A 24,479-nucleotide genomic window follows, 5' to 3' on the forward strand; every position below is an offset into this window, starting at 1 on the left:
AAGTCTAACCCTTTTTTTATAAATAATTGGAGACTAATCTAAAGTAACCCCAGCTTCGAACAGGTTAAAGCTACTTCTTTAGTACTTCTCTTGCGGCCAAACATACTGTTTTCATAAAGACTCATCGATAGGAATGATATTATATTTTTACGCTTCACTGCTTTCTTTTTATTTAATTGGGAGGGTAATAATTGTTGGATTTAAATATTAAGTAAGTGCAAAATTTTTAGTATATTAGTAGAGAGAAGTTTTGATTAATAATTTAAAACCAAAAGTCATGAAGAAAACATTTTTTTTAACATTCGTAATGATGTTTATAGGGCTAAGCGTTTCTGCTCAAGATATAGCTTTGACTAAAGAGCAATTGCCTAAGGGGATTCAGACCTTTATCAGCAAAAATTTTAGCGATAAAGTATTTCGTTCTGCAAAACTCGATAAAGAGCTTTTAAATCAAAAATATGAAGTAAAGTTTGAAGACGGTACGGAGGTTGATTTTGACAAAAACTCTAGAATGATTCAAGCAGAGTGTAAAACCGGTTTGCCGAGTTCGATTGTTTCTAAAGAAATACAAGATTATGTCACTAAAAATTATGGTATTAATTATATCGTAGAGTGGGAGTTAAAAACAGGAAATAGACAAGAAATTAAATTGGATAATAAAATAGAAATGATTTTTAACGATAAAGGACAATTTTTGAGATTGGATTAATTCGTTGTTAAAACAAAAAAAACCGAGCTAGCTCGGTTTTTTTTGTTTTTTAAAATAGCGTATGTTATTTAATAATAACCTTTTTCGTAGCCTGTCCTTCATTGGTTTGTACTTTTATAAAGTAAAAGCCTTTTGGCAAGTTGTCAACGGCATAAGTGTCGTTGCTTTCCGATTTCGGATGGTTTAAGGTTTGTATGGTTTGACCGCTAATCGTAGTTACATAAATTACATCAATTGCAGTTGACGATTGTATATATACTTTGTTGTTGGCACTTGGATTTGGATAAACGCTAAATTCAATGCTTTGGTTGTTGCTCGTAGAAAGTGAACCCCAGCGGTCTTGTGCTGCTGGTCCGCCCCATATTTTAGTTGCCAATGCTGGATTGTCAATAAATGGATTTCGGTTTCCTTGAGCGTATGAATTGCTGCTTTTTCCTAGATAGTTATTACGTTGAATTTCAACCTCAGAAACGGGGTCTTCCGCATTCCATTTTAAAAACAAATCAATCATACCATCTGGAGTACTATTAGCATTACCAATACCAACGTTATTAGGTAAACAACGGGTATTGTAACGTAAATACATATACATCATCATACGGGCAATGTCGCCTTTCCATTCGTCTCCAGGATACCATCCTGAGCCTGCTTTACCTGATTTCCCAGAGCCTTCTGCGAATTTAAGGTTTCCACGAGTGGAATTCCACTTTACATCAGAAGCTCTTAAGTGATGCGCATCTGCGCCAGGACCTGAAGTGTTTAGATTTGGAGTACCCAAAGACTTGGCATAGGTATGCTCTCTATTCCAATCCTCGTTGCCACCACCATTTTTATTCTTACTTCTTACACGACTGTTTGTACCACTAGTCACACCGGGCCAGCCGTAAACAAGTAATACGTTGTCGTTGTTAGTAGGGTCAAGGTCGCAAATTTTAATAGCATCCCAAACTTGATTGTAACTTAAGTCACGAGTATGTGTGTTGGTTATTTTGGTAATCAACTGGTTTTTTAAAGCAATTCCAGTTAATGAAAAATCAACACCGTTGTAATAAGACGCTTGATCTGCAGGTTGAGCTACAGCTATAAAAGAGCTGAATAATCCACCGATAAAGAGTAAAATAGTTTTATTCATTAGGCAAAATATTTGAGTTTTGTTTGTTTTAAAAAAAAGTCGTTATAGTTTTCGTTCCATTAAAGCCATATAAAAACCGTCAAAACCAGATTCTGAGGCTAAAATACGTCTGTCTTCGACCAATTTAAATTGTGAACCTATCTCTGTTTGTAAAAAATAAGCAATTTGTTCTTGATTCTCCGAAGGTAGTATAGAGCAAGTAGCATAAACCAACTTTCCTCCCGGTTTAACAATTTTAGAATAATCTTCTAATACTTGTCTTTGTACCAGTTTGATATTGTCGATAAATTCCGGTTGCAATTTCCATTTACTATCTGGATTTCGCTTTAAAACACCCAATCCACTACAAGGTGCATCTATCAAAACACGGTCTGCTTTCTCATGTAATTTTTTAATTACCTTGGTGGTGTCGATAATGCGATACTCAATATTAAATGCGGCATTTCTCTTTGCGCGAATCTTTAATTGTTTTTGTTTGCTCTCGTAGATATCCATAGCGATAATCTGCCCTTTATTTTCCATTAAGGAAGCCATATGCAAGGTTTTTCCACCAGCTCCAGCGCAAGTATCAACTACGCGCATACCCGGTTGAATATCTAGAAAACGAGCTACTAATTGAGAAGAGGCATCTTGTACTTCGAAAAAACCATCTTTAAAAGCATCTGTTAAAAACACATTAGCGCGTTCTTTTAAAATCAAAGCATCAGGATAGTTGTCGTCTAAAATCGTATCAATATCCAAATCCATTAAAATGGCACGTAATTTCTCACGTGTTGTCTTAAGTGTATTTACACGTAAAATAACTTGTGCTTGTTTGTTTTGTGCAGCCAATTCTTGAGTCCAAGTTTCTTCGCCCAATTCTTTTAATCCCAATTCGTCCATCCAATCTGGAATAGACTCTCTGTATTTACGTATCTTAATTAATTCGTCAAAACGACCTTTTATTTTTCTAACTGGGGTTTTTTCAAAGTATTTCCAATCCGGTAACTTATAGCCTCTTAGTACTGCCCATACGGCAAATATTTTCCAAACTTCATCGCGGTTATATGGTTCTTTTACTTCTGCTATTTCTGCATAAAGTCGTTTCCAACGAACCATTTCATATATTGTTTCGGCAACGAATTTACGGTCGGTACTTCCCCATCTCTTGTCCTTTTTTAATGCTCTCGAAACAACTTTGTCGGCATATTCTCCATCGTTGTAGATAGATAAAATAGAATCAATAACGGTAAATGTTAAATTTCTGTGTAGTCTCATTATAAATATAAAATCAGCCTACAAAGATAGTTCTTTTCAGGCTGATTTTTAAAAACAAAGGTTATTATTGTGTTATGATAAATAATAAATATATAGCTATATCTTATTTTTTGTCGCGATATTGTTTAAGAAGTTTGCGATTAAAGTCGTCTTCTGCTTTTTTAAGTTGAATGATTTTTTTGGCACTCAACACCTTTTGTACGTCTTCTAAAAAGTTTGTACGCAGCGAAAAATATTCTGTTTCGTAATTTATCAATTTCCTCAAAGCTTCGGATGCTTCTTTTTCTTGTAACTTTTCGATGGTTTCCATATCGGTGTTTTTGATATATCGCGCCGTAGGATTGTTTCTAAGAGCATGCATTTTTTCGGAGTAAGTCGTATATAATGGCCAAAATTTTTCTGCCTCCTTGGCAGTTAAGTTTAGTTCCGACGACAAATGAGTGATTTTTAATGCATGGATTTGGTCGTGGTTACCACGCTCTTGGGCAAATGCAATTTGAGTACAAAAATACAAAATGCAAAAAGTGAGCATTTGTTTCATAAAAAACAGTTTTTATTCGTTCAAATAATATTCTATATCCGTACTGCTAAGTAGGTATTCGTCGATCTTTAAGGCATCTATCTTTAAAGATTTTTCCAAAGCCTTTAAATCCTCTTGCGTAAAGTCTTTTTCGATATCAGTCGGAAGAGAGGCAGCTGTGTAATTTAAATAATTTTCAATATCTGCGGTACTCAACGAATTGTCGGTGTTGCTTTGATTCCAGAAATTTACAGCTAGGAAAAGCACAATCGTAGCAGCAACCCCTAAATAGGTAAAACGCGATATAAAACGCGATCGTTTAACAGCTGCTGTTTTTTGAGTCTCCCATTTCGAAAACAATTGCTCGTCAAAATGCTCAAAATATTGTTCAGGAATCTTAAAGTGATTTTCCGAATCGGTTAGCTTATTGGAATTTGGTTGTTTCATTGTTTTTTCAATCTTATAGGTTAGACTAAATTTTAGGCTAAAGGTTTAATGCTCCTTTAAAAATACTTCAATTTTTTTTACCGCATGGTGATAAGATGCTTTTAAGGCCCCGACGGTAGTCTCTAAAATCTCAGACATCTTCTGATATTCCATGTTTTCAAAATATTTCATTTTAAATACCAATTGTTGTTTTTCCGGAAGCGTCAGTACAGCCTTTTGAAGTAGTATTTGGACTTCATCGCCGCTATATAAATGGTCTTCTTGAAGTTGATTTACTTGAAGATGTGATAGTTCGTCAAAGGAAACTTGCTGTTTTTTTGCTTTTTGTTTTAAAAACGTAAGGGCTTCATTCGTAGCAATACGATACATCCAAGAGTAAAGTTTGCTATCTCCTTTAAATTTATCAATATTTTGAAAAATCTTAATAAACGCGTTTTGTAAAACGTCGTCTGTATCGTCGTGATTTAGCAGCAGCGTACGCAGATGGAGGTAAAGCGGTTTTTTATACCGAGTGACCAATTCCCTAAAAGCCTGTGCTTGAGTGTTAGTTTGGGTTAATCGAATTATAAATTGAGCTTCTTCTTCCAAAGGATTTTTTTATAAGTGGGAAAGTTAATCATTTTGAACCAATTGGAAAAAAGACAAACTCATTTGTTTAAATAGGAGGGCTAGTAGGTTCCTTATACTGACGAAAGTTAATGGCGATGAAGTTAAAGAGGACAAAGAAAATAGTGGGAAAGGTGTTTTTTGATTTCGCATAGTTTTGATAAACGCTTACCTTTGTAAAAAAAACAATGATTAAGACCATTATTTTTGATATGGACGGCGTAATTGTCGATACAGAGCCTGTGCATAAATACGCGTATTACAGACATTTTGACGAATTGGGAATCGTTGTTTCTCCGGAATTATTTGCTTCGTTTACGGGAAATTCTACTCGAAACGTATATCAGAAGTTAAGTGCGCAATTTGGATTGACTCAAGATGTCGAGGATTTGATTCTAAGAAAGCGTTTTATCTTTAACGATGCTTTTGATACCAAAGAAGACTTAGAACTAATTGGAGGCGTAAAGGCTTTGATTATGGATTTACATAAAAATGATGTCCAATTAATTTTAGCTTCATCTGCTTCTAAGGGAACCATTCAACGTGTTTTTAAACGCTTTGAGTTGTTTCCGTATTTTACAGATATTGTCAGTGGTGAAGATTTTCCAAAATCCAAACCCGATCCAGCTATTTTTTTACATGCAGCTTCCTTGTCCAAAGCGGCAAAAGAACACTGTGCTATTATTGAAGACAGTACCAGTGGGGTTCGTGCTGCTTGTGCTGCCGATATCTTTTGTATTGCATACCACAGTGAAAATTCAAAGTTGCAAGACTTAACCGGAGCCCGATATTTTATAAAAGATTTTAATGATGTAGATACTGCTTTGCTAAAACAAATCAAGCTCGATTAATATATTCCTTTTAAAAAGATAGGGCTACTTAAAAAGCAGCCCTATCTTTTATATATAACCATTGCGTTCGATTTATAGCTTGTGCATATTGCTGGCTAGCGTCTCGATAAATTTTCCAATAGGTCCTTTTACCATCATCGCCATCATCGGATTAAATTCGCCTTCAAAATGCAATTGAACTGCAGCATTTTCAGCATCGATAGGTTCAATATCTCCGATTAGGGTAAACGGTAATTTGTCACTTGCAGCTCCTAAAACTATTTTCGTAGGTGCTATCAGTTCTTTCTTTCTCAATTTGATTTCAGGCATACCCTTTAAACCAAAGATAAAAGTATCGGCATCGACAACTTCAAACTTCGCTATAGAATCGGGCATCAGCTGTTTAAAATTTTTGACATCACTTAAGGCTTCAAAAATATATTCTGCGGACTTTGATACCGTAACTTTAGGACTTTCTAATTTCATATTGTAGCAATTTTATGTTTAGTAACGGATAAAAATCCAGTACCCCTTTATCTATAAAGTCAATACTAAAAATCTATCTTTATTTTTAATTGGTTAGTTAGGACTCCATATAGAAGGGTTTTTACGCCATTCCTTTAGTGTCTCCAAATCCGATTCCGAAATATAGTTTTTTTCTACCGCACTTTCTAATAAACTAGCATAATTACTTAATGTCATCAATTCGACACCTGCTTCATTAAAGTTTTGGTCTGCAATTTCAAAACCGTAAGTAAAAATGGCTGCCATACCCAATACATGGGCACCGTTAGCTTTTAATGCTTCTACAGCTTGTAGGCTGCTTTTACCTGTACTGATTAAGTCTTCAATGACCAATACCGATTTCCCAGCGTCCAATTGTCCTTCAATCTGGTTTTGTCGGCCGTGTTTTTTAGCTTCGGGTCTCACATATACAAAAGGCAATTCGAGTGCTTCAGCAACCAATAAACCAATACCTATTGCTCCAGTTGCTACACCGGCAATAACATCTGGTCTGCCGTATTTAGCTTCAATGTTCTGAGCAAATTCATTTTTTAAAAATTTTCTGATATCTGGATATGAGAGGGTTATGCGGTTGTCACAATAAATAGGCGACTTCCATCCCGATGCCCAAGTAAAAGGATTTTTAGGATCTAATTTAATTGCGTTTATTTGTAAAAGCAATTCGGCCGTTTTTTGTGCTGTTTCTCTATTAAAAATCATAGTACAAATGTATAAAGTTTTTGTAAACGACAAACCTCTATTTCTAACAAATGAAATTGTAAAAGAAACCGATTTTCAATTGTTCTTGTTAGATAGTGTCGATATCGACAAAATTATCATTAAATATTTTCAAAATAAAATTCAAAAGGCTTTTCTTTATCATCCCAATGAAAAAGAAATTCTTAAAAAGATTAAAGAGAAGATTCCCGTGCAAAAAGCAGGAGGTGGATTGGTTTACAATTCAAAAGGTGAAATACTTTTTATTTTGCGTAATGGAAAATGGGATTTGCCTAAAGGGGGTGTCGAAAAAAATGAAGAAATCGAAAACACGGCTATTCGAGAAGTCGAAGAGGAAACCGGTGTAACCGGTTTAGTAATTACGCAAAAACTCCAAAAAACGTATCACGTTTTCAAGAGAAATGGGAAGTATAAGCTTAAAATAACGCATTGGTTTGAAATGAAAACCGATTTTGAAGGAATGGCAGTGGGACAGATCGAAGAGGGGATTGAGCAAGTGGCTTGGCTAAATAAAGAACAAATTAAGGAAGCGATGTCCAATTCGTACGAAAACATCAAACTCCTGATTGAAGAATCACATGTTTTATAAAATAATATGCAAAAAGGTCGGTAGTAAACACTACCGACCTTTTTTTTATCTTTTGACAAATACGGGTTTGGGAACCAGTCTTTGGTAATCGCCTTTGTTTCGGATAACATCTCTAACGATACTTGAACTAATAAAGGAGGTGCTTGCAGCCGTTAATAAAAAGACGGTCTCAATCTTAGTTAAAAAACGATTGGTATGTGCGATGGCTTTTTCAAATTCGAAATCTGCGGGATTTCGCAATCCTCTTAAAATAAATTGAGCGTCGTTTTCTATACAAAAATCCGTGGTTAAACCATGGTATGTACGAACCTTGATTTTGGGTTGATCTTTAAAGGTTTCTTCTATAAAACGCTTTCTTTCATCGAGTGAAAACATGTATTTTTTTTCTGCATTGACTCCAATAGCTACAATGATTTCATCAAACAGCGGTACTGCTCTGCATATAATATCAAAATGACCATTAGTAATTGGGTCAAAAGAACCTGGGAAAACAGCTCTTCTCATAATTAAGATTTTTCAAGGGCCAAAACAATGGCGTTATCAAATAATTCGGCCAGTGTAATGTCAGCGGCGCGAGCTTGTTGTGGTAAAATACTCTCATTAGTCATTCCAGGAATGGTATTCATCTCTAATAAAAACGGTTCGTCTCTCACCAATATAAATTCACTACGTGAGAAGCCTTCCATTTTTAGAATAATATAAATCTTTTTTGCGATTTCTGCTATTTTTTTAGCCACTTCGTCCGAAATACGTGCCGGAGTAATTTCTTGCGATTTACCCAAATATTTGGCTTCGTAGTCAAAAAAGTCGTTTTCCGAAACAATTTCTGTAATCGGCAATACTTTAATTTCACCGCGATAATTGATTACGCCAACAGAAACCTCGGTTCCTTCTAAAAAGCTTTCAATAATAATTTCATTATCTTCTAAATAGGCTTTGTCTATTGCTGTTAGAAGTTCTTCTGTGGTTTTTGCCTTGGAAATACCAAAACTAGAACCTGATTTATTGGGTTTTACAAAACAAGGTAAACCAACTTTTTGAATAATGGCTTCGGTGTCGATATAATCTCCTTGATTAAGGTAATATGAAATGGCTGTTTTAATTCCGTATGGTTTTAAAACAGACAGCATGTCGCGTTTGTTCATCGTCAAGGCAGCTTGGTAAAAACCACAAGAGGTATGAGGCATGTGAATCAGCTCTAGATACGCTTGTATCAAGCCATCTTCTCCTGGACTGCCGTGAATAGCATTGAAAACCACGTCAAAAACGATTTTTTGACCGAGGTAATTTACTGAAAAATCATTCTTGTCTATGGGAAATTCCCGATTGTCTTCTGTAACAAATACCCATTTGTCTTTTAATAGGTGAATGCGGTAAGGAACGTATTTAGAACGATCCAGTGATTGGTATACCACATTTCCACTGAGGAGTGATATTTTATATTCGCTGGAATACCCACCCATAATAATAGCTACATGCTTCATATCTAATGATTTTGTCAATTGGAAAAACCCTTTTTTTGGAGGGCAATCAATTAAACAAATTTATAATAAAACATAGAAACAAAAAATCTTTTCTATTTTATATCTTTGTCAAAATTATTTTTTTATGAGTATTAAAAAATTTGTAACAACAAAAGCTTTTTTTATCAATATTGCTTTGGCCGTAATCATCATCGTGGTGATTAGTTTTGCTTCCCTAAGATGGATGAAAAGCTCTACCAATCACGGTCAGAAAATTGCAGTTCCCGAACTGAGAAAAATGAAAGTAGATGCTGCTATCCGCATTTTGGAAGAAGCGAATTTAAAGTTAGTTATTTTAGATACTTTAGATTACGATACGAGTGTACCGCCTTTATCTATAGTGGAGCAAGATCCCATAGCTGGAGCAGGAGTAAAAGAGAACAGAAAGATTTATGTTAAGATAAATGCTGCGGGATATTCTAAAATTACCCTACCGGATTTAAATCAATTGACTTTTAGACAAGCATTGGCTACTGTGGAAGCGATGGGATTGGAATTAGGAACTACTTCCTACCAAACTTATATCGGTAGAGATGTGGTGTTGCAAATAAGACAAAACGGACAAGCATTAAAAGCGGGCGACAAGGTTTTGAAAGCTTCTAAAATCGACTTTGTATTGGGTGACGGTAGAGCCGGTTTACCTGCAGAAGCATTAGATGTTGCACCAGAAATTGAAAATAATACAGCAGAATAAATGCAAGAAAATATCGAATTCTCAGATGAATTAGAAGGAGACTTATACGAACATTATAAATTTGAAGCTTCTAAAGGACAAGCGCCTTTACGAGTAGATAAGTTTTTAATGAACTTAGTCGAAAATGCTACCCGTAATAAAATTCAACAAGCAGCGACTAATGGAAATATTTTTGTAAACGACATTCCCGTCAAATCCAACCATAAAGTCAAAGCTTTGGATGTGGTTCGCGTTTTGATGGAACAACCGCCTTTTGAGAATAAAATTCTACCAGAAAACATACCCTTAGATATCGTTTATGAAGACGATACCCTTTTGGTAATCAATAAAAAACCGGGCTTGGTAGTGCATCCAGGACATGGAAACTATACGGGTACCTTGGTCAATGCTTTGGCTTTTCATTTTGAAAACCTGCCTTTAAATAGCAGTGAGCGTCCAGGATTGGTACATCGAATTGACAAGGACACCAGCGGTTTGTTGGTCATTGCAAAAACGGAATGGGCCATGAGTGAATTGCAAAGACAGTTTGCCGAAAAAACGACAGAAAGAGAATATGTAGCCTTGGTTTGGGGCAATGTGGCTGAGGAAGAAGGAACTGTTGAAACATATATTGGACGACACGTCAAAAACCGAATGCAAATGGCTGCATATGATGACGAAATTAACGGTAAATATGCTGTAACGCATTATAAGGTTTTGGAACGTCTGGGCTATGTTACCTTGGTGAGCTGTCGATTGGAAACCGGACGTACGCACCAAATACGCGTGCACATGAAACATATCGGACATACCTTGTTTAACGACGAACGTTATGGTGGACACCTAATTTTAAAGGGAACTACCTTTACCAAATACAAACAATTTGTAGAAAATTGTTTCCAAGTGTTACCGCGTCAAGCTTTACATGCTCAAACCTTAGGTTTTGAACATCCGATAACCAAAGAGTTTATGCGTTTTAGTTCGGATATTCCTGCCGATATGATGCAGTGTATTGAGAAGTGGAGGAACTATTCATCAGCTAATCAACCCGAAGTGGAATAAGCCATGCGAAATTTTATCAGTATTGACTTAGCTACAGATAACGATTTTAAAAACAAACTACTTCAGTGGGCACAGCAGTTCCGCGAAGTAGTTTTTTTAGATAGTAACAACAGTAACGAGCCTTATTCGGATTTTGATTACTTACTTGCAGTCGATGCTTTTACGTCCATACAAACCGATCAACACCGCGCTTTTCTCGATTTAGAGGAGTACTACTCCCAAACCAAAGATTGGATTTTTGGTTATTTGACCTACGACTTAAAAAATGATGTAGAAAAATTGAAATCTGAAAATACCGACGAATTAGCCTTTCCAGATTTGTTCTTTTTTCAACCTCAGAAAATTTTTAAAATAAAGGGAAACGTTTTAGAATTGTATTATTTAAACAATTGTGATGACGAATGGGAGCGCGACTTAAAAGAAATCGAGCAGCTAATTCTTTTTGACGAAATTCCGACTACGACCGTAAACATTGAACAGCGTATATCTGAAGAGGAATACCTGCTTAAAGTGAGCGATATGCTAAAGCATATACAGTCTGGTGATATATATGAAGCCAATTTCTGCATGGAGTTTTTTGCCCAAAATGCCCTAATTAATCCCTTGCAATTGTACCGTCAATTAGACGGTATTTCAACACCTCCTTTTGCCGTTTTTTTTAAAAACAACAAGCATTATGCTTTGGGTGCCTCTCCAGAACGTTATCTTAAAAAAGTAGGTACAAAAATAATTTCACAGCCCATTAAGGGTACGGCTAAGCGTTTTGCGGATACCGTGGCTGATCAAAACGCCCGAATAGCATTGCAAAGCAATCTCAAAGAACGAGCGGAAAATATTATGATTGTTGACTTGGTACGGAACGACTTGTCTAAAACCGCTACGAAAGGATCGGTTAAAGTGGAAGAGTTGTGTGAAATTTACACCTATAAACAAGTGCATCAAATGATTTCTACAGTGGTTTCTGAGGTATCGGTAAACACTTCTCCTGTTGCGGTAATTCAATCGACCTACCCCATGGGCAGTATGACAGGAGCTCCAAAAATTTCCGCAATGAAAATAATCGAAGCACTCGAAGAGAGTAAGCGCGGACTGTATAGTGGAGCTATTGGATATTTTACACCTACGGGTGATTTTGATTTTAATGTTGTGATTCGAACCATTTTGTATAATGAAGCGAAACGCTATGTTTCCTTTTCCGTAGGGAGCGCGATAACTGCCTTGGCAGAACCTCAAGCCGAGTATGAAGAATGTCTTTTAAAAGCAAGAGCCATGAGAACCGTTTTACAGCCGGAAAGGGCTGACAAATAATGCGGTTTGTAGTTGATTAAGTATATATGCTCTAACTTTTATTGCTTTAAATAAGCATGTTTAAGCATCTTAGATTACTGCTGTTTTTTAAATGGGATAGCCATAAAAGAAAAAATACGCTAAGGAGACGGGCTCACTATGGGTTATAATTACAAAATTTTATAAAATCTTTAATTTTTTTGGCACAAAAGGGGTTTCAAAAAACAAATAAAATATGTTACTTTGGTAACTTTAATTTTTAAAATGTTAGCAAAACTCAAAACTCATATTCAAAATCGGTTCCCAGAATTACAACAAGCCAAGCTCTTGCTGGCGGTAAGCGGTGGAATTGATAGTATAGTGATGCTTCATTTGTTTGCGGAATTAAAGTTAAACATTTCTGTGGCTCATTGTAATTTTCAGTTGCGTCAAAGTGAAAGTGATAAAGACATGGAATTTGTTAAATCTCTTTGTCTACGCTTGGGAATTCCTTTTTTTGGCATTCGTTTTGATACAGAGCAGTATTCTAGAGAAAAGGGACAGTCTATTCAAATTTCCGCTAGAATTTTACGTTACGAATGGTTTGATAAACTCTTAGACGAAAATAAATTGGATTATGTGTTGACTGCACATCATTTAGATGATGCTGTCGAAACTTTTTTAATTAATTTTTCGAGGGGAACTGGTTTAGAAGGTTTGATCGGTATTCCCGAGCAAAATCAAAGAATCATCCGTCCGATGTTGATTTTTTCTCGTGATGAAATAAATGCGCAAGCGCAGGCAATGGAATGGAGTTGGCGCGAAGATCGTACTAATGCTGAAACCAAATACCTACGCAATAAGATTAGAAAAGAGGTTGTGCCCATTTTTAAAAAGAGCAATCCCGGTTTTTTAAATTCTTTTGCCAATTCTTTGGTCTATTTAAACGAGGCCAACAGCATGTTGAAAGATGCGTCAAAACAATATTATCAAGAAGTGGTTAAAGAATTAGGTGAAAAGCATTTTATTTCGATAATTGCGCTCAAACGACGAAATAATTATTTGGCTTATTTGCATTATTGGCTGCAACCATATGGCTTTAAAGCTTGGAGTGATATTGACACATTAGTAGAAGGGGCTACGGGAAAGCTGATTTATTCAGATTCTCATGTCTTACTTAAAAATAGAGCGGAATTAATACTGGCACCAAAGTCTGCATTAGAAACAGATAATGAAGTTTATTACCTCCAGGAAAACGAAACTATAAAACAACCAATAACTATAAAAAATGAACAACAAAATGAACGAACCATACTAATAGATAAAAAAATTATTTACGTAGATAAAGATCAATTGAAGTTTCCGTTGTCACTGAGAAGATGGCGTGAAGGAGATTGTTTTTACCCTTTGGGTATGCGTGGAGCTAAAAAACTAAGTAAGTTCTTTAAAGATGAAAAATACTCACAAATCGATAAAGGCGAAACTTGGATTTTGTGTTCCGAAAACCAAATTGTATGGATTGTTGGCAATCGAATGGATGATCGATTTAAAGTAAAAAGTACAACTAAAAACATTTTAAAAATACAACTAATACCATGAAAAAATTAGCTTATTTGCTGCTCTTTTTGGTTTCTATAGTTTCGGTACAGGCACAAATTGTCAATCCGGCTAAATGGAAATCTAAAATTGAAAAGCTTTCAGATACAGAATATATAATTACGCTTGACGGAACGGTCGAAGGGGATTGGCATATGTATTCTCAATTTACCGCAGAAGGTGGTCCTTTACCTGCAGAATTGTTGTTTAACAATGAGAAAGGAAATTATGTTATTGCCGAAAAGGCAAAAGAAAGCACTACAAAAACGGTATATAACGACGTTTTTGAAGTAGATGAAACCTATTTTGACGGTCCAGTTCAACTGGTACAAAAAGTAAAATTGACTAATAGCGATTTAAAAACGATTCAGTTGGAATTGTCCTATCAAGTTTGTTTGGATGTCTGTATTAGTCAGAGTAATTTCTTTGAATTTGACGTAAAAAATTTAACGTCCAAAGAAGTTTTAAACTTTGAAGACTCATCCGATACCGTTGCTAAAACAACAGAAAAAGCGGTTACAATTACACCGGTTAAGGAAGAGCAGAAAGGATTGTTTAAAATCTTTTTTATCGCGTTTTTATCTGGATTTGCAGCTTTGTTAACTCCTTGTGTATTCCCGATGATTCCAATGACGGTGAGCTTCTTTACCAAACAAAGTAAAACCCGCGCTAAGGGAATCAGAAATGCCATTTTTTACGGATTGTCTATCATTCTAATTTACGTAGTGTTAGGTACTATAGTCACGGCTGTTTTTGGAGCGGATTCGCTTAATGCCTTATCAACCAACGTTTGGTTTAATATCATATTTTTCGTTTTATTGGTGGTTTTTGCAACCTCCTTTTTAGGCGCATTTGAAATCATGTTGCCCAATTCCTGGGCAAATAAAGTCGATTCTCAGGCCGATCGTGGTGGGTTTATTGGCATTTTGTTTATGGCGTTAGCTTTGGCGATAGTCTCTTTCTCCTGTACAGGACCGATTGTTGGAACCCTATTGGTAGAAGCGGCATCTAAAGGAGGAATTGCTCCGATAGTGGGTATGTTAGGATTCTCCACAGCATTGGCTTTGCCGTTTATGTTGTTTGCCATGTTCCCGGGTTGGTTAAATTCGATGCCTAAATCAGGTGGATGGTTAAATACGATTAAAGTATCATTAGGATTTTTAGAATTGGCCTTAGCGTTTAAATTCTTGTCTAATGCCGATTTGGTATTGCAAGCTCATTGGTTAGAAAGAGAGGTTTTCTTAGCTATTTGGATTGCTATTTTTGGTGCTTGGGCTTTATATTTGTTAGGGAAAATCAAATTACCACATGATAGTCCAATGGATCATATCTCCGTAGGTCGTTTAGCGATGGCTTTACTGGTAGGTACTTTTACCATTTACTTAATTCCTGGATTATGGGGTGCTCCATTAAAAATTATTTCTGGATTTCCACCTCCGATGACCTATAGTGAAAGTCCGTATGGAGTAGGTAATTCCAAAGGCGGTGCTGCTGCGACTGATGTAGAATTGCCCGATGGAGCCAAATTGGGAGCTCATGATTTGGTGGCTTTCACCGATTATCAAAAGGGAATAGACTATGCTAAATCGGTTAATAAACCCGTTTTGTTGGATTTCACCGGATTTGCTTGTGTGAATTGTCGTAAAATGGAAGATTATGTATGGTCGGATCCAGAGGTATTAAGCATACTGAAAAAGGATTTCGTACTGATATCACTATATGTTGACGACAAAAAACCTCTACCCGAGGCAGAACAGTATATCTCTCCAGAAACTGGACGAAAAATCAAATCCATCGGAAACAAATGGAGTGATTTCCAAATCACGCATTACAAAGCCAATGCGCAACCCTATTATGTTGTTTTAGACGCGGATGAAAAACCGTTGAACAGTCCTATTGGTTATACTCCTGATGTAGAAACCTATAAGAATTGGTTGTTAGAAGGAAGTAGTAAATAAACGTTATATATAATAAATGTAAACATGAAAAATAAGATAGCCTTAGTAGCTTTGATTTTGACTTCCTATTTGGGAACGGCTCAAGTTCAAGTACCTCAGATGAGTACAAAAGCAAAAATCGAACAAGTGGTTGGATTAACCGATATCAGTATTGAATATACAAGACCCAATATGCGTGGTCGTTCGGTATTCGGTGATTTAGTTCCCTACGGTAGAATGTGGAGAACTGGGGCTAACGTAAATACCATAGTTACTTTTAGTGATGATGTTGTGATTGATGGAAAAACGCTTAAAAAGGGAAAATATGCACTTTATACTTTGCCGAAAGCAGAGTCGTGGGATGTGTTTTTCTATGCAAATACCAACAATTGGGGATTACCTGAAACTTGGGACGACTCTAAGGTCGCTCTTAAAACAACGGTTAAACCTATTCCTCTGAATAGAAATATCGAAACTTTTACTTTAGCGTTTAGCAATGTAAATATTGATGGAGCCGATTTGGAAATCTCTTGGGAGAAAACCATGGTTGCCGTGCATATCGAAGTACCGTCAGAAAAATTGGCATTAGCCAGTATAGACCAAGTCTTAGCAGGGCCTAAGGCAACAGATTATTTTGCTTCGGCACAATATTACTTCTCGATTAATAAAGACATGAATAAGGCTTTAAATTGGATCAATCAAGCGATTGAAATGAGTGGAGCCCAAGTGCCTTACTACTTTTTGCGATTAAAATCGCAAATCCAAGCTAAATTAGGCGATAAAAAGGGGGCTATTGAAACAGCGAAAAAATCCTTAGAGTTAGCACAAACGGCAAACAATGCCGATTATATTAAAATGAATAAAGACTCCATTTTAGAATGGTCTAAATAGATTACAGGGCTGTCGTAAAGACAGCCTTTTTTCATCTTAGTAAACCGTATATTCATTTTCCATTTTCTTATTAATAGTTTATATTTGCATCTTAACAACACATCCCTATTTTATGTTAACAGAACTGAATGCTATTTCGCCTATTGATGGTCGATATAGAAATAAAACCAATTCTTTAGCTGCTTATTTTTCTGAAGAAGCCTTGATTAAATATAGAGTATTAATTGAAATCGAGTACTTTATAGCTTTGTGTCAGATACCTTTGCCACAATTGAAAGGAATTTCCCCAGACGTATTTCCTGAATTGCGTAAGGTTTATCAAAATTTTACGACAGAAAACGCTTTGGAAATCAAAGAAACAGAGAAGACTACCAATCACGATGTCAAAGCCGTTGAATACTTTGTCAAAGCCGCTTTTGATCAGTTGGGTTTACAAGCTTATAAAGAGTTTATTCATTTCGGATTAACTTCTCAAGATATAAATAATACCGCTATCCCGCTTTCAACGAAAGAGGCTTTTCAAGAGGTTTATATGCCTGTTTTTATAAAATTAGTCAATAAATTGAAGGCGCTGAGTTTGGAGTGGAAAGATATACCGATGTTGGCTCGTACACATGGACAGCCGGCTTCTCCTACGAGATTAGGTAAGGAAATACACGTTTTTGTTGTGCGCCTGGAAGAACAACTCCGCTTGTTAAACAACATTCCTTTTGCTGCAAAATTCGGGGGTGCTACTGGTAACTTTAATGCCCATCATGTAGCCTATCCAAATCTAGACTGGAGACAGTTTGGAAATGATTTTGTCGAAGCAAATTTGGGGTTAAAACATTCGTTTCCTACCACTCAAATCGAGCATTATGATCATTTTGCCGCATTCTTTGATGCGCTAAAACGAATCAATACCATTATTTTGGATTTGGATAGAGATGTCTGGACTTATGTATCCATGGAGTATTTTAAACAAAAGATTAAAGCAGGGGAGATTGGGTCTTCCGCTATGCCACATAAAGTGAATCCGATTGATTTTGAAAATTCAGAAGGTAATTTGGGAATTGCCAATGCTATTTTTGAACATTTATCGGCCAAATTACCCGTTTCACGTTTGCAAAGAGATTTGACCGATAGTACGGTTTTGCGTAATATTGGGGTGCCTTTTGGACATACACTTATCGCATTTGAAGCTACCTTAAAAGGACTGGATAAATTGCTTTTAAACGCAGATAAATTTGCTTTAGACTTGGAAAATAATTGGGCAGTTGTTGCAGAAGCTATTCAAACGATATTGAGAAGAGAGGCTTATCCAAATCCTTATGAAGCGCTAAAGGATTTAACTAGAACCAATGCCGTAATAAATAAAGAGTCCATGCATCAATTTATAGATGGATTAGCAGTTTCAACAGAAATAAAAGCCGAACTGAAACAAATAACACCAAGTAATTATTTGGGAATAACAGTTTAAGCCGATAGGTTAAAAGCCGGAATGTTTTAAAAAAATATTGGGCATCTTATAAGATGCCCAATAAATTGAATTAATAGTAAATAACCGTCATTACTCCGCAATAATCTCCCCTTTCATTAAGGCGTAATGTGCAGGAAACGTACACATAAATGGATATGTTCCCGCTTCGGTAATTTTAAATTCAATAGTTGTAGATTCCCCGCCACCTATCGTTTTGGTGTGAGCAATTATGCTGTTTTTTTCTGATTCTGGTATATAGTCAGTTTCTTTGGCAACAGCAGCTTTTTCTGCAAATGCCGGAATATCAACACCGGTCTTTAAAACCACAAAATTGTGCCCCATTATTGCTTTATCCATTTTTCCTATGTGTTTTAACGTAAGTATAATGGTTTCACCTACTGGGACTCTAATTTCTGTTTTGTCAAATTTCATAGCGTCATCTCCCGATATAGTTACTTCAAAACCCTCTTTTGGCGCACTTACTTCTGAAGTTGCTGTTGCTGCTGGAGTATCCTTCTTTTTATCCCCGCATGAACTTAATGAGATGCTAAACAAAGCTAGTGTTGAAATTAAAAGTATTTTTTTCATAGGGTTTTTGTTTTTTGATTACGATGTAAAATTAATTGTATTAATGTGGTAAGGACATGATATTTATCAGGTTATGATATTTTTTTCATTTTTTTTCATATTTATATATACTGCTGTATTCTAAATGGCAGCGCCATAATACAAGGTCTTATATCTTTGGTGTAGGCCGACTTGGTTAAGTTTCTCCAACGCGATTTGTCATTTTGATGTGTTCCTTTTTGTCGAAAAGGCGTTTGCTGACTTCAGGATGAAAGGGCTTGTAGTTTTTTTTAAATTTTTTGAAGTGTCGATCGAATCCTAATTGGGTTTTCCGTTAAAAAACGCTTATTAAATTGCCTAAAGATTTGATTTTTGAGTAAATTAGTTTAAATTTATTAGGTAGAAAGGCTGCAGAACCACAAGCTTAAATCACAGATTATAAGATTTTTATTGTGAAGAAAGCGAGTCCGCTATACCGTGATATTCACGAATATTAATTTTTTTAACAAAACTAAAATATGAAAAAACGCGTTTTAATGTTGGCTGGCGATTTTGTAGAAGATTACGAAGTTATGGTTCCTTTTCAGGCCTTACTTTCGGTAGGTATAGAAGTTGACGTGGTTTGCCCTGGCAAAAAGGCTAATGAGGCTATAGCAACGGCAATTCATGATTTTGTAGGTTTTCAAACGTATATGGAATTGCGAGGACATAATTTTATTTTAAACAAAACTTTTTCTGAGGTAAAAATTTCAGATTATGATGGGTTGTATGTATGTGGCGGGAGAGCTCCTGAGTACATTCGTTTAAATCCGGACGTTATAAAGTTTGTGCAGTATTTCTTCGAAAAGAATAAACCAGTAGCGGCAATATGTCATGGGATTCAAATACTAACCGTTGCATCAGTGCTCAAAGGAAGGAAATTAACGGCCTATCCGGCTATTGGGCCAGATATCGTATTAGCGGGTGGGCATTATCAAGAAATCGCTGTAGATGCCGCTTTTACGGATGGCAATTTAACCACATCTCCTGCATGGCCAGGACACCCAGCGATATTGAAGGAATTTTATAAAATGCTGGGAATTGCCATTGTGAAAAATTAAAAGGATTGCTATTGTTGTTACAGACTTGTAAAAGGGGCTGATGAAGTGCAAAACATTTCTTATTTTAGCAAAACTAAATTAATACCATGATTACAGAGAAACAATTTCAAGAAGAGTTAGCTATCATCATAAAAAATGCTCTAAGAGAAGATATTGGAGACGGAGACCACAGTTCGTTGGCTTGTATACCAGCAACAGCTATGGGAAAAGCCAGATTGTTGGTTAAGGAGGAGGGAATTTTAGCTGGGGTAGCATTTGCGAAAATGATTTTTAATTATGTCGATCCGAATTTGGAGGTTAAAGTTTTAATAAATGATGGAACTGCTGTAAAAGTAGGCGATGAAGCATTTTTGGTATCGGGTAAATCCCAATCGATACTCAAAGCGGAGCGCTTGGTTTTAAATTCGATGCAGCGCATGAGTGCCATAGCTACTAAAACAAAAGTTTTTGTAGATTTATTAGAAGGCACGTCAACCAAAATATTGGATACGCGGAAAACGACTCCCGGTATTAGAGCAATCGAAAAGTGGGCCGTTAAAATTGCCGGTGGTGAAAATCATCGTTTTGCGTTGTATGATATGATTATGCTAAAGGATAACCACATCGATTTTGCAGGTGGTATTGCTCAGGCGATTCAAAAAACAAATGCATATTTAAAAACCAATGATAAAGATTTAAAAATAATAGTAGAAGCGAGGTCACTTGATGAGGTACGTCAGATTTTGGAACAAGACGGAGTTTATCGTATTCTATTAGATAATATGGATTATGACACGACCAAAAAAGCGGTAGCTATGATTCAGGGACGTTGTCAGACCGAATCGTCTGGAAACATAGACCAAACGACCGTAAGAGAATATGCCTTATGTGGTGTCGATTTTGTTTCTTCTGGAGCTTTAACTCATTCTGTATACAATATGGATTTGAGTTTAAAAGCAGTTTTATAAGTTTTTTAAAAACAGCAATTCGTGTCGAAAGAAATAGAGGATAAGATAGATAAAATACCGGTAATAAATAAGGTGATGGGTTTTGTGAAAACCATTAAACTACCAAAATTGGAAGGGTATTCACTATACGATTTGTTAGAATTATATATTACGGGTATCGTAAAAGGAGCCTTTTCGTATCGAGCAGGATCGATTGCCTTTAGTTTTTTTATGGCGCTCTTTCCATTTGCCCTTTTTATTCTTAATTTGATTCCGTATATTCCTTTAGATAATTTTCAGGCCGATTTTATGCAATTTATTGCCAGCTCTGTGCCGCCTAATACCTACGAAGCCATATCGTCTATTTTGGATGATATTATGAATAACAGCTATAAATCCTTGTTGTCATCAGGATTTTTATTGTCTATTTTTTTGATGGCAAACGGAGTTTTTGCCATAATAGGCGGATTTGAGTCCTCTTACCATATCACCATCTCACACAGTCTTTTTCGACAGTATTTGCTAGCCCTGGGTTTGTCTATTATGCTGTCTTTTATGTTGATTATCACGGTAGCGGTGTTTGTGGTTTTGGAGGTGATTATGCACAGTATTATGGATATGGAAATTTGGTTGCAATGGGCGAGAAATTTATTTTTGTTATTTGTAATCTTAATGGTCACTTCTACTTTGTATAAATTTGGAGCCAAGGAAATGCAAAAAGTATCCTTTATATCTGTAGGGTCTGTTTTTACAACGGTATTGTATGTGTTTACTTCCTATTTCTTTGGAATATATGTTTTAAGATTTGCACGCTACAATGAATTGTATGGTTCTATTGGCACATTGTTAGTTTTAATGTTTTATATTTGGATAAACTGCATGATTTTGCTGTTGGGCTTTGAATTAAATGCATCTATTAGTAAATTAAAACAAAAAAAATAGTTATATTTGAGTAAGGTCAAGTGTAAAATAAATTTTCAGGTTAGGAGTCCAATGAATACCTATTGATAAGGTTGAGGTTAAAATAACTTTGATTAAAAAATAAAGAAACAACCATAAATACATACATATGAAAAACTCATTTTTAGTGCTGTTGATTTTACTCTGTGGAAGTGTAAGTCTAAATGCGCAAAGCATAGTTGGTAAGTGGAAAACTATCGATGATACTACTGGGAAAGAAAAGTCAATTGTTGAAATTACAGAAATAAGCGGAAAATATTACGGAAAAGTAATCAAGTTAATCAAGCCTACAGTTGAGAATCCGGTCTGTGATAAATGTCCTGGAACAGACAAAGGCAAGCCTATTGTTGGTTTGACGATCATCAAGGGTTTGGTTAAAAAAGGGAGTGAGTATACCGATGGAAGAATTATTGATCCTCAGACGGGTAAAGAATATAAGTGTACCGTTAAACTCAACGGTATTGACAAATTAGATGTTCGTGGATATCTCGGAATATCGTTGTTGGGAAGAACGCAAACATGGGTCAGGTTATAGATGTGCTTCTAAGCATTTAAATGAAAATTTGGAAAACACTTTTGGTAGAGAAGCCTTCTATCAAAAGTGTTTTTTTTTATACAAAGATGTATCTTTGTAAATACAATTTTTAGTTATGATATATTTTGTAGAGGTGGTGGTGCCTTTGGCGGTTTCTGCAACATTTACGTATTCGGTTTCAGAAGCGGAATTCGAATTTGTACGCGCGGGTATGCGCGTGGCGGTTCCGTTTGGAAAAAATAAAGTATATACTGCTTTGGTGTTGGAAAAACACCATCGTGTACCGTTACAGTATCAAGCAAAAGAAATACACGAAATATTAGATACCTATCCAATAGCTACTGAAAAGCAGATTCAACTGTGGAAATGGATATCGGAATATTATATGTGTAGCTTGGGAGAGGTGTATCGTACAGCGATGCCATCACGACTTTTGCTCGAAAGTGAAACCCTGATTCATTTTAATGCACAATCTGATATTGATAGTGCTGTTTTAAGTGATTTAGAATATTTGGTTTTTGAAGCATTACAGTTTCAATCGACACTCAAAATTGAAGAAATAGTATCGATTCTAAATAAAAAAACGGTTTTTCCTGTTATCAATAGCCTTTTGGACAAAGGAGTGATTTACCTACAGGAAGAATTGATTGAAAAATACAAACCCAAACAAACGCGGTATGTGCGACTGGTTTCGGATTACGAATCCGGAGAGCAATTAAATGCGTTGTTGGAATTATTGTCGCGCGCTGCCAAACAACGCGAATTGATTTTGAGTTATTTTCAGCTTAAAGCAGTAGAAAAAAAACCGGTTTCGGTAAAGCAGTTACTCGAATATTCGGGAAGTACGTCTTCTGTAATTAAAGCATTGGTGGACAAGGAGATTCTTGAAGAGTATTTCTTGACAGAAGACCGGGTTATCTTCAAAGATAGTGATGCCGTTAATTTTGAATTGAGCGATGCTCAACAAAAGGCATATCATGAGATTAATGAGCAACTGAATTCTAAAGATGTGGTATTGCTTCACGGGGTAACTGCTTCTGGGAAAACGGAGATTTATATCAAAATGATAGAGTCATTTATCCTTTCGGGAAAACAAGTTTTGTTTTTGCTGCCAGAAATTGCATTGACTACACAATTGGTAACGCGATTAGTGGCGTATTTCGGGAATCAAGTAGCGGTTTTTCATTCAAAATATTCTCATAATGAACGGGTTGAGGTGTGGAATCAGGTATTGTTAGAATCCGCAACTGCGCGGATTGTGATAGGAACGCGATCAGCGCTTTTTTTGCCATTTGAGCAATTGGGATTTGTAGTCATTGATGAAGAACATGAGGCGACCTTTAAACAACAAGATCCTGCTCCGCGATACCACGGTAGAGATGCGGCTATAGTGCTGGCAAAACTTCATGGAGCTAAAGTGTTATTGGGTTCAGCAACACCGAGTTTAGAGAGCTACTACAATGCCGAACAAGGAAAATTTGGACTGGTTACTTTGACAGAGCGTTATGCAAATGTGATTTTACCGGAAATTATTCTAATAGATGTAAAAGAAAAATACAAACGCAAGCTGATGACGGGGCATTTTTCAAACACTCTGTTGGAAGAAATGGCTCAGGCTTTGGCACTGGGCGAACAAGTGATTTTATTTCAAAACCGTAGGGGTTTTTCTCCTGTGGTTGAGTGCATGACCTGTGGAACCGTGCCTCAATGTACAGACTGCGATGTGAGTTTGACTTACCATAAATACAAGAACCAGCTGCGTTGTCATTATTGTGGTTTTAGTATGCAGATGCCTACTTCTTGCATAGCTTGCAATAGTGTGGACTTAAATACTAAAGGCTTTGGTACCGAACAGGTCGAAGAAGAGCTGAAGCAGCTTTTTCCTGAAAAGAAAATTGCCCGAATGGATCAGGATACCACTAGGGGAAAATATGGGTTCGAAAAACTATTAGAAGCCTTTAAAGAAGGGGAAATCAATATTTTAGTTGGGACGCAAATGTTGGCCAAGGGATTGCATTTTGATAATGTTAATTTAGTGGGAGTTATGAATGCCGATAACAGCTTGTTTCATCCCGATTTTCGCGCGCATGAACGCGCTTTTCAAATGTTGATGCAGGTGTCGGGTAGGGCGGGTCGAACCCATAAACAAGGTCGTGTTGTCATTCAAACTTATAATCCATATCACAATATTATTCAACAAGTGACGAATAATGATTATTTAGGTATGTATAAAGAACAGATGTACGAAAGGCATAATTTTAAATATCCACCCTTTTATCGCCTGGTTCGTTTGACATTGAGGCATCGCGAATTCGATAAACTAAAAGAGGCATCTTTTTGGATGTACAATGTATTAAAAACCCAATTGGACATGCCGGTATTAGGACCGGAGGAACCGGCAATTAGCCGAATTCGCAATCAATATATTCGAGTAATATTAATTAAAATTCCGCAGCAAAAACCTTTGATGCCTACAAAAAAACACATTCAACGTATCCTAAAAAGTTTTGAAGCAGTAGGGGGATATCGTGCGGTTAAAGTCACGGCTAATGTGGATTTTTACTAAGGTTTGTCTGGATTAAACTCCAAGCGTAGCCGTTATTGACGGCTGAGTCACTTAGTAAAAATTTTGTATAAATGAGGCTTATTAGG

25 protein-coding genes are annotated in these 24,479 nt (G+C 36.2%); 15 read left to right on the forward strand and 10 right to left on the reverse strand.

All coding sequences use genetic code 11. The features are described 5' to 3' along the window. Positions 1-277 precede the first annotated feature (277 nt). Positions 278-709 (forward strand): PepSY-like domain-containing protein, encoded by a 432-nt coding sequence (locus KO524_RS08875; RefSeq protein ID WP_219293078.1) that lies wholly within the window; start codon positions 278-280, stop codon positions 707-709. 64 nt (positions 710-773) lie between these two features. On the opposite strand, the gene KO524_RS08880 is transcribed toward KO524_RS08875, so the two are convergent. The 5 genes from KO524_RS08880 to KO524_RS08900 form a co-directional block, all read right to left on the reverse strand. Next, positions 774-1,841 (reverse strand): endonuclease, encoded by a 1,068-nt coding sequence (locus tag KO524_RS08880; RefSeq protein ID WP_219293080.1) that lies wholly within the window; start codon positions 1,839-1,841, stop codon positions 774-776. Positions 1,842-1,883: 42 nt separating this feature from the next. Further along, a complete protein-coding gene (locus KO524_RS08885; RefSeq protein WP_219293082.1) occupies positions 1,884-3,098 on the reverse strand; it encodes an RsmB/NOP family class I SAM-dependent RNA methyltransferase in 1,215 nt (404 codons plus the stop codon). Between the two features lie 103 nt (positions 3,099-3,201). Beyond that, on the reverse strand, positions 3,202-3,639 hold the full coding sequence (locus KO524_RS08890; protein WP_219293084.1) for a hypothetical protein: 438 nt from the start codon (positions 3,637-3,639) through the stop codon (positions 3,202-3,204). 12 nt (positions 3,640-3,651) lie between these two features. Beyond that, the gene (locus tag KO524_RS08895) at positions 3,652-4,065 is read right to left on the reverse strand and encodes a hypothetical protein (RefSeq protein ID WP_219293086.1); all 414 of its coding nucleotides are present in this window, start codon (positions 4,063-4,065) and stop codon (positions 3,652-3,654) included. Positions 4,066-4,110: 45 nt separating this feature from the next. Continuing rightward, positions 4,111-4,653: an RNA polymerase sigma factor gene (locus KO524_RS08900; RefSeq protein WP_219293089.1), complete on the reverse strand. Its 543-nt coding sequence runs from the start codon at positions 4,651-4,653 to the stop codon at positions 4,111-4,113. Positions 4,654-4,859: 206 nt separating this feature from the next. On the opposite strand from KO524_RS08900, the gene KO524_RS08905 reads away from it, so the two are divergent. Continuing rightward, positions 4,860-5,522, forward strand: coding sequence for an HAD family phosphatase (locus tag KO524_RS08905; protein ID WP_219293091.1), 663 nt, complete (start codon positions 4,860-4,862; stop codon positions 5,520-5,522). A gap of 72 nt (positions 5,523-5,594) precedes the next feature. Here KO524_RS08905 and KO524_RS08910 read toward each other — a convergent pair whose 3' ends face one another. Together KO524_RS08910 and pyrE are read right to left on the reverse strand one after the other, a co-directional pair. Next, positions 5,595-5,987 carry an SRPBCC family protein gene (locus tag KO524_RS08910; RefSeq protein ID WP_219293093.1) on the reverse strand — a complete coding sequence of 131 codons (393 nt, stop codon included), beginning with the start codon at positions 5,985-5,987 and terminating at the stop codon, positions 5,595-5,597. Between the two features lie 93 nt (positions 5,988-6,080). Beyond that, positions 6,081-6,725, reverse strand: coding sequence for an orotate phosphoribosyltransferase (pyrE, locus tag KO524_RS08915; protein ID WP_219293095.1), 645 nt, complete (start codon positions 6,723-6,725; stop codon positions 6,081-6,083). 7 nt (positions 6,726-6,732) lie between these two features. On the opposite strand from pyrE, the gene KO524_RS08920 reads away from it, so the two are divergent. Next, on the forward strand, positions 6,733-7,332 hold the full coding sequence (locus KO524_RS08920) for an NUDIX hydrolase (RefSeq protein WP_219293097.1): 600 nt from the start codon (positions 6,733-6,735) through the stop codon (positions 7,330-7,332). A gap of 45 nt (positions 7,333-7,377) precedes the next feature. Here KO524_RS08920 and coaD read toward each other — a convergent pair whose 3' ends face one another. Further along, entirely contained in the window at positions 7,378-7,836 is a 459-nt protein-coding gene (gene coaD, locus KO524_RS08925; RefSeq protein ID WP_219293098.1) for a pantetheine-phosphate adenylyltransferase, read from the reverse strand. A gap of 2 nt (positions 7,837-7,838) precedes the next feature. After that, a complete protein-coding gene (locus KO524_RS08930; protein ID WP_219293100.1) occupies positions 7,839-8,816 on the reverse strand; it encodes a D-alanine--D-alanine ligase in 978 nt (325 codons plus the stop codon). 124 nt (positions 8,817-8,940) lie between these two features. On the opposite strand from KO524_RS08930, the gene KO524_RS08935 reads away from it, so the two are divergent. From KO524_RS08935 to purB, 7 genes are all read left to right on the forward strand, one after another. Further along, positions 8,941-9,549, forward strand: a complete 609-nt coding sequence (locus KO524_RS08935) for a PASTA domain-containing protein (RefSeq protein WP_219293102.1) — start codon at positions 8,941-8,943, stop codon at positions 9,547-9,549. After that, complete coding sequence (locus tag KO524_RS08940; protein WP_219293103.1) at positions 9,550-10,590, forward strand: RluA family pseudouridine synthase; 1,041 nt, start codon at positions 9,550-9,552, stop codon at positions 10,588-10,590. A 3-nt stretch (positions 10,591-10,593) separates the two neighbouring features. Then, positions 10,594-11,898 (forward strand): anthranilate synthase component I family protein, encoded by a 1,305-nt coding sequence (locus tag KO524_RS08945; protein WP_219293105.1) that lies wholly within the window; start codon positions 10,594-10,596, stop codon positions 11,896-11,898. Positions 11,899-12,141: 243 nt separating this feature from the next. Next, entirely contained in the window at positions 12,142-13,455 is a 1,314-nt protein-coding gene (gene tilS, locus KO524_RS08950; protein ID WP_219293107.1) for a tRNA lysidine(34) synthetase TilS, read from the forward strand. Continuing rightward, positions 13,452-15,410 carry a thioredoxin family protein gene (locus KO524_RS08955; RefSeq protein ID WP_219293109.1) on the forward strand — a complete coding sequence of 653 codons (1,959 nt, stop codon included), beginning with the start codon at positions 13,452-13,454 and terminating at the stop codon, positions 15,408-15,410. Before tilS ends, KO524_RS08955 begins: the two co-directional genes overlap by 4 nt. Positions 15,411-15,434: 24 nt before the next feature. Then, positions 15,435-16,280, forward strand: coding sequence for a DUF2911 domain-containing protein (locus KO524_RS08960; RefSeq protein ID WP_219293111.1), 846 nt, complete (start codon positions 15,435-15,437; stop codon positions 16,278-16,280). A gap of 112 nt (positions 16,281-16,392) precedes the next feature. Further along, positions 16,393-17,739, forward strand: coding sequence for an adenylosuccinate lyase (gene purB, locus KO524_RS08965; protein ID WP_219293113.1), 1,347 nt, complete (start codon positions 16,393-16,395; stop codon positions 17,737-17,739). Between the two features lie 90 nt (positions 17,740-17,829). Here the strand turns inward: purB and KO524_RS08970 are convergent, their stop codons facing one another. Then, positions 17,830-18,327: a plastocyanin/azurin family copper-binding protein gene (locus tag KO524_RS08970; protein ID WP_219293115.1), complete on the reverse strand. Its 498-nt coding sequence runs from the start codon at positions 18,325-18,327 to the stop codon at positions 17,830-17,832. 497 nt (positions 18,328-18,824) lie between these two features. Between KO524_RS08970 and KO524_RS08975 the strand changes: the two genes are divergently transcribed. From KO524_RS08975 to priA, 5 genes are all read left to right on the forward strand, one after another. Then, on the forward strand, positions 18,825-19,406 hold the full coding sequence (locus tag KO524_RS08975; protein WP_219293117.1) for a DJ-1/PfpI family protein: 582 nt from the start codon (positions 18,825-18,827) through the stop codon (positions 19,404-19,406). A gap of 86 nt (positions 19,407-19,492) precedes the next feature. Beyond that, entirely contained in the window at positions 19,493-20,353 is an 861-nt protein-coding gene (nadC, locus tag KO524_RS08980) for a carboxylating nicotinate-nucleotide diphosphorylase (RefSeq protein ID WP_219293119.1), read from the forward strand. Between the two features lie 21 nt (positions 20,354-20,374). Next, the gene (locus KO524_RS08985; protein WP_219293121.1) at positions 20,375-21,274 is read left to right on the forward strand and encodes a YihY/virulence factor BrkB family protein; all 900 of its coding nucleotides are present in this window, start codon (positions 20,375-20,377) and stop codon (positions 21,272-21,274) included. Positions 21,275-21,401: 127 nt separating this feature from the next. Further along, the gene (locus KO524_RS08990; RefSeq protein ID WP_219293123.1) at positions 21,402-21,827 is read left to right on the forward strand and encodes a DUF2147 domain-containing protein; all 426 of its coding nucleotides are present in this window, start codon (positions 21,402-21,404) and stop codon (positions 21,825-21,827) included. A gap of 115 nt (positions 21,828-21,942) precedes the next feature. Further along, complete coding sequence (gene priA / locus KO524_RS08995) at positions 21,943-24,393, forward strand: primosomal protein N' (protein ID WP_219293125.1); 2,451 nt, start codon at positions 21,943-21,945, stop codon at positions 24,391-24,393. Positions 24,394-24,479: the final 86 nt, after the last annotated feature.

This window comes from Flavobacterium sp. NKUCC04_CG (assembly GCF_019345525.1).
GTDB lineage: Bacteria > Bacteroidota > Bacteroidia > Flavobacteriales > Flavobacteriaceae > Flavobacterium.

What these genes read in the sequence shown, in the direction of transcription:
- coaD (WP_219293098.1), bottom strand. Translation starts at nt 7,836, where the DNA reads ATGAGAAGAGCTGTTTTCCCAGGTTCTTTTGACCCAATTACTAATGGT.
- pyrE (WP_219293095.1), bottom strand. Translation starts at nt 6,725, where the DNA reads ATGATTTTTAATAGAGAAACAGCACAAAAAACGGCCGAATTGCTTTTA.
- KO524_RS08955 (WP_219293109.1), top strand. Translation starts at nt 13,452, where the DNA reads ATGAAAAAATTAGCTTATTTGCTGCTCTTTTTGGTTTCTATAGTTTCG.
- tilS (WP_219293107.1), top strand. Translation starts at nt 12,142, where the DNA reads ATGTTAGCAAAACTCAAAACTCATATTCAAAATCGGTTCCCAGAATTA.
- purB (WP_219293113.1), top strand. Translation starts at nt 16,393, where the DNA reads ATGTTAACAGAACTGAATGCTATTTCGCCTATTGATGGTCGATATAGA.
- KO524_RS08875 (WP_219293078.1), top strand. Translation starts at nt 278, where the DNA reads ATGAAGAAAACATTTTTTTTAACATTCGTAATGATGTTTATAGGGCTA.
- KO524_RS08975 (WP_219293117.1), top strand. Translation starts at nt 18,825, where the DNA reads ATGAAAAAACGCGTTTTAATGTTGGCTGGCGATTTTGTAGAAGATTAC.
- KO524_RS08895 (WP_219293086.1), bottom strand. Translation starts at nt 4,065, where the DNA reads ATGAAACAACCAAATTCCAATAAGCTAACCGATTCGGAAAATCACTTT.
- priA (WP_219293125.1), top strand. Translation starts at nt 21,943, where the DNA reads ATGATATATTTTGTAGAGGTGGTGGTGCCTTTGGCGGTTTCTGCAACA.
- KO524_RS08970 (WP_219293115.1), bottom strand. Translation starts at nt 18,327, where the DNA reads ATGAAAAAAATACTTTTAATTTCAACACTAGCTTTGTTTAGCATCTCA.
- KO524_RS08880 (WP_219293080.1), bottom strand. Translation starts at nt 1,841, where the DNA reads ATGAATAAAACTATTTTACTCTTTATCGGTGGATTATTCAGCTCTTTT.
- KO524_RS08930 (WP_219293100.1), bottom strand. Translation starts at nt 8,816, where the DNA reads ATGAAGCATGTAGCTATTATTATGGGTGGGTATTCCAGCGAATATAAA.
- KO524_RS08885 (WP_219293082.1), bottom strand. Translation starts at nt 3,098, where the DNA reads ATGAGACTACACAGAAATTTAACATTTACCGTTATTGATTCTATTTTA.
- KO524_RS08935 (WP_219293102.1), top strand. Translation starts at nt 8,941, where the DNA reads ATGAGTATTAAAAAATTTGTAACAACAAAAGCTTTTTTTATCAATATT.
- nadC (WP_219293119.1), top strand. Translation starts at nt 19,493, where the DNA reads ATGATTACAGAGAAACAATTTCAAGAAGAGTTAGCTATCATCATAAAA.
- KO524_RS08920 (WP_219293097.1), top strand. Translation starts at nt 6,733, where the DNA reads ATGTATAAAGTTTTTGTAAACGACAAACCTCTATTTCTAACAAATGAA.
- KO524_RS08945 (WP_219293105.1), top strand. Translation starts at nt 10,594, where the DNA reads ATGCGAAATTTTATCAGTATTGACTTAGCTACAGATAACGATTTTAAA.
- KO524_RS08990 (WP_219293123.1), top strand. Translation starts at nt 21,402, where the DNA reads ATGAAAAACTCATTTTTAGTGCTGTTGATTTTACTCTGTGGAAGTGTA.
- KO524_RS08890 (WP_219293084.1), bottom strand. Translation starts at nt 3,639, where the DNA reads ATGAAACAAATGCTCACTTTTTGCATTTTGTATTTTTGTACTCAAATT.
- KO524_RS08905 (WP_219293091.1), top strand. Translation starts at nt 4,860, where the DNA reads ATGATTAAGACCATTATTTTTGATATGGACGGCGTAATTGTCGATACA.
- KO524_RS08940 (WP_219293103.1), top strand. Translation starts at nt 9,550, where the DNA reads ATGCAAGAAAATATCGAATTCTCAGATGAATTAGAAGGAGACTTATAC.
- KO524_RS08910 (WP_219293093.1), bottom strand. Translation starts at nt 5,987, where the DNA reads ATGAAATTAGAAAGTCCTAAAGTTACGGTATCAAAGTCCGCAGAATAT.
- KO524_RS08960 (WP_219293111.1), top strand. Translation starts at nt 15,435, where the DNA reads ATGAAAAATAAGATAGCCTTAGTAGCTTTGATTTTGACTTCCTATTTG.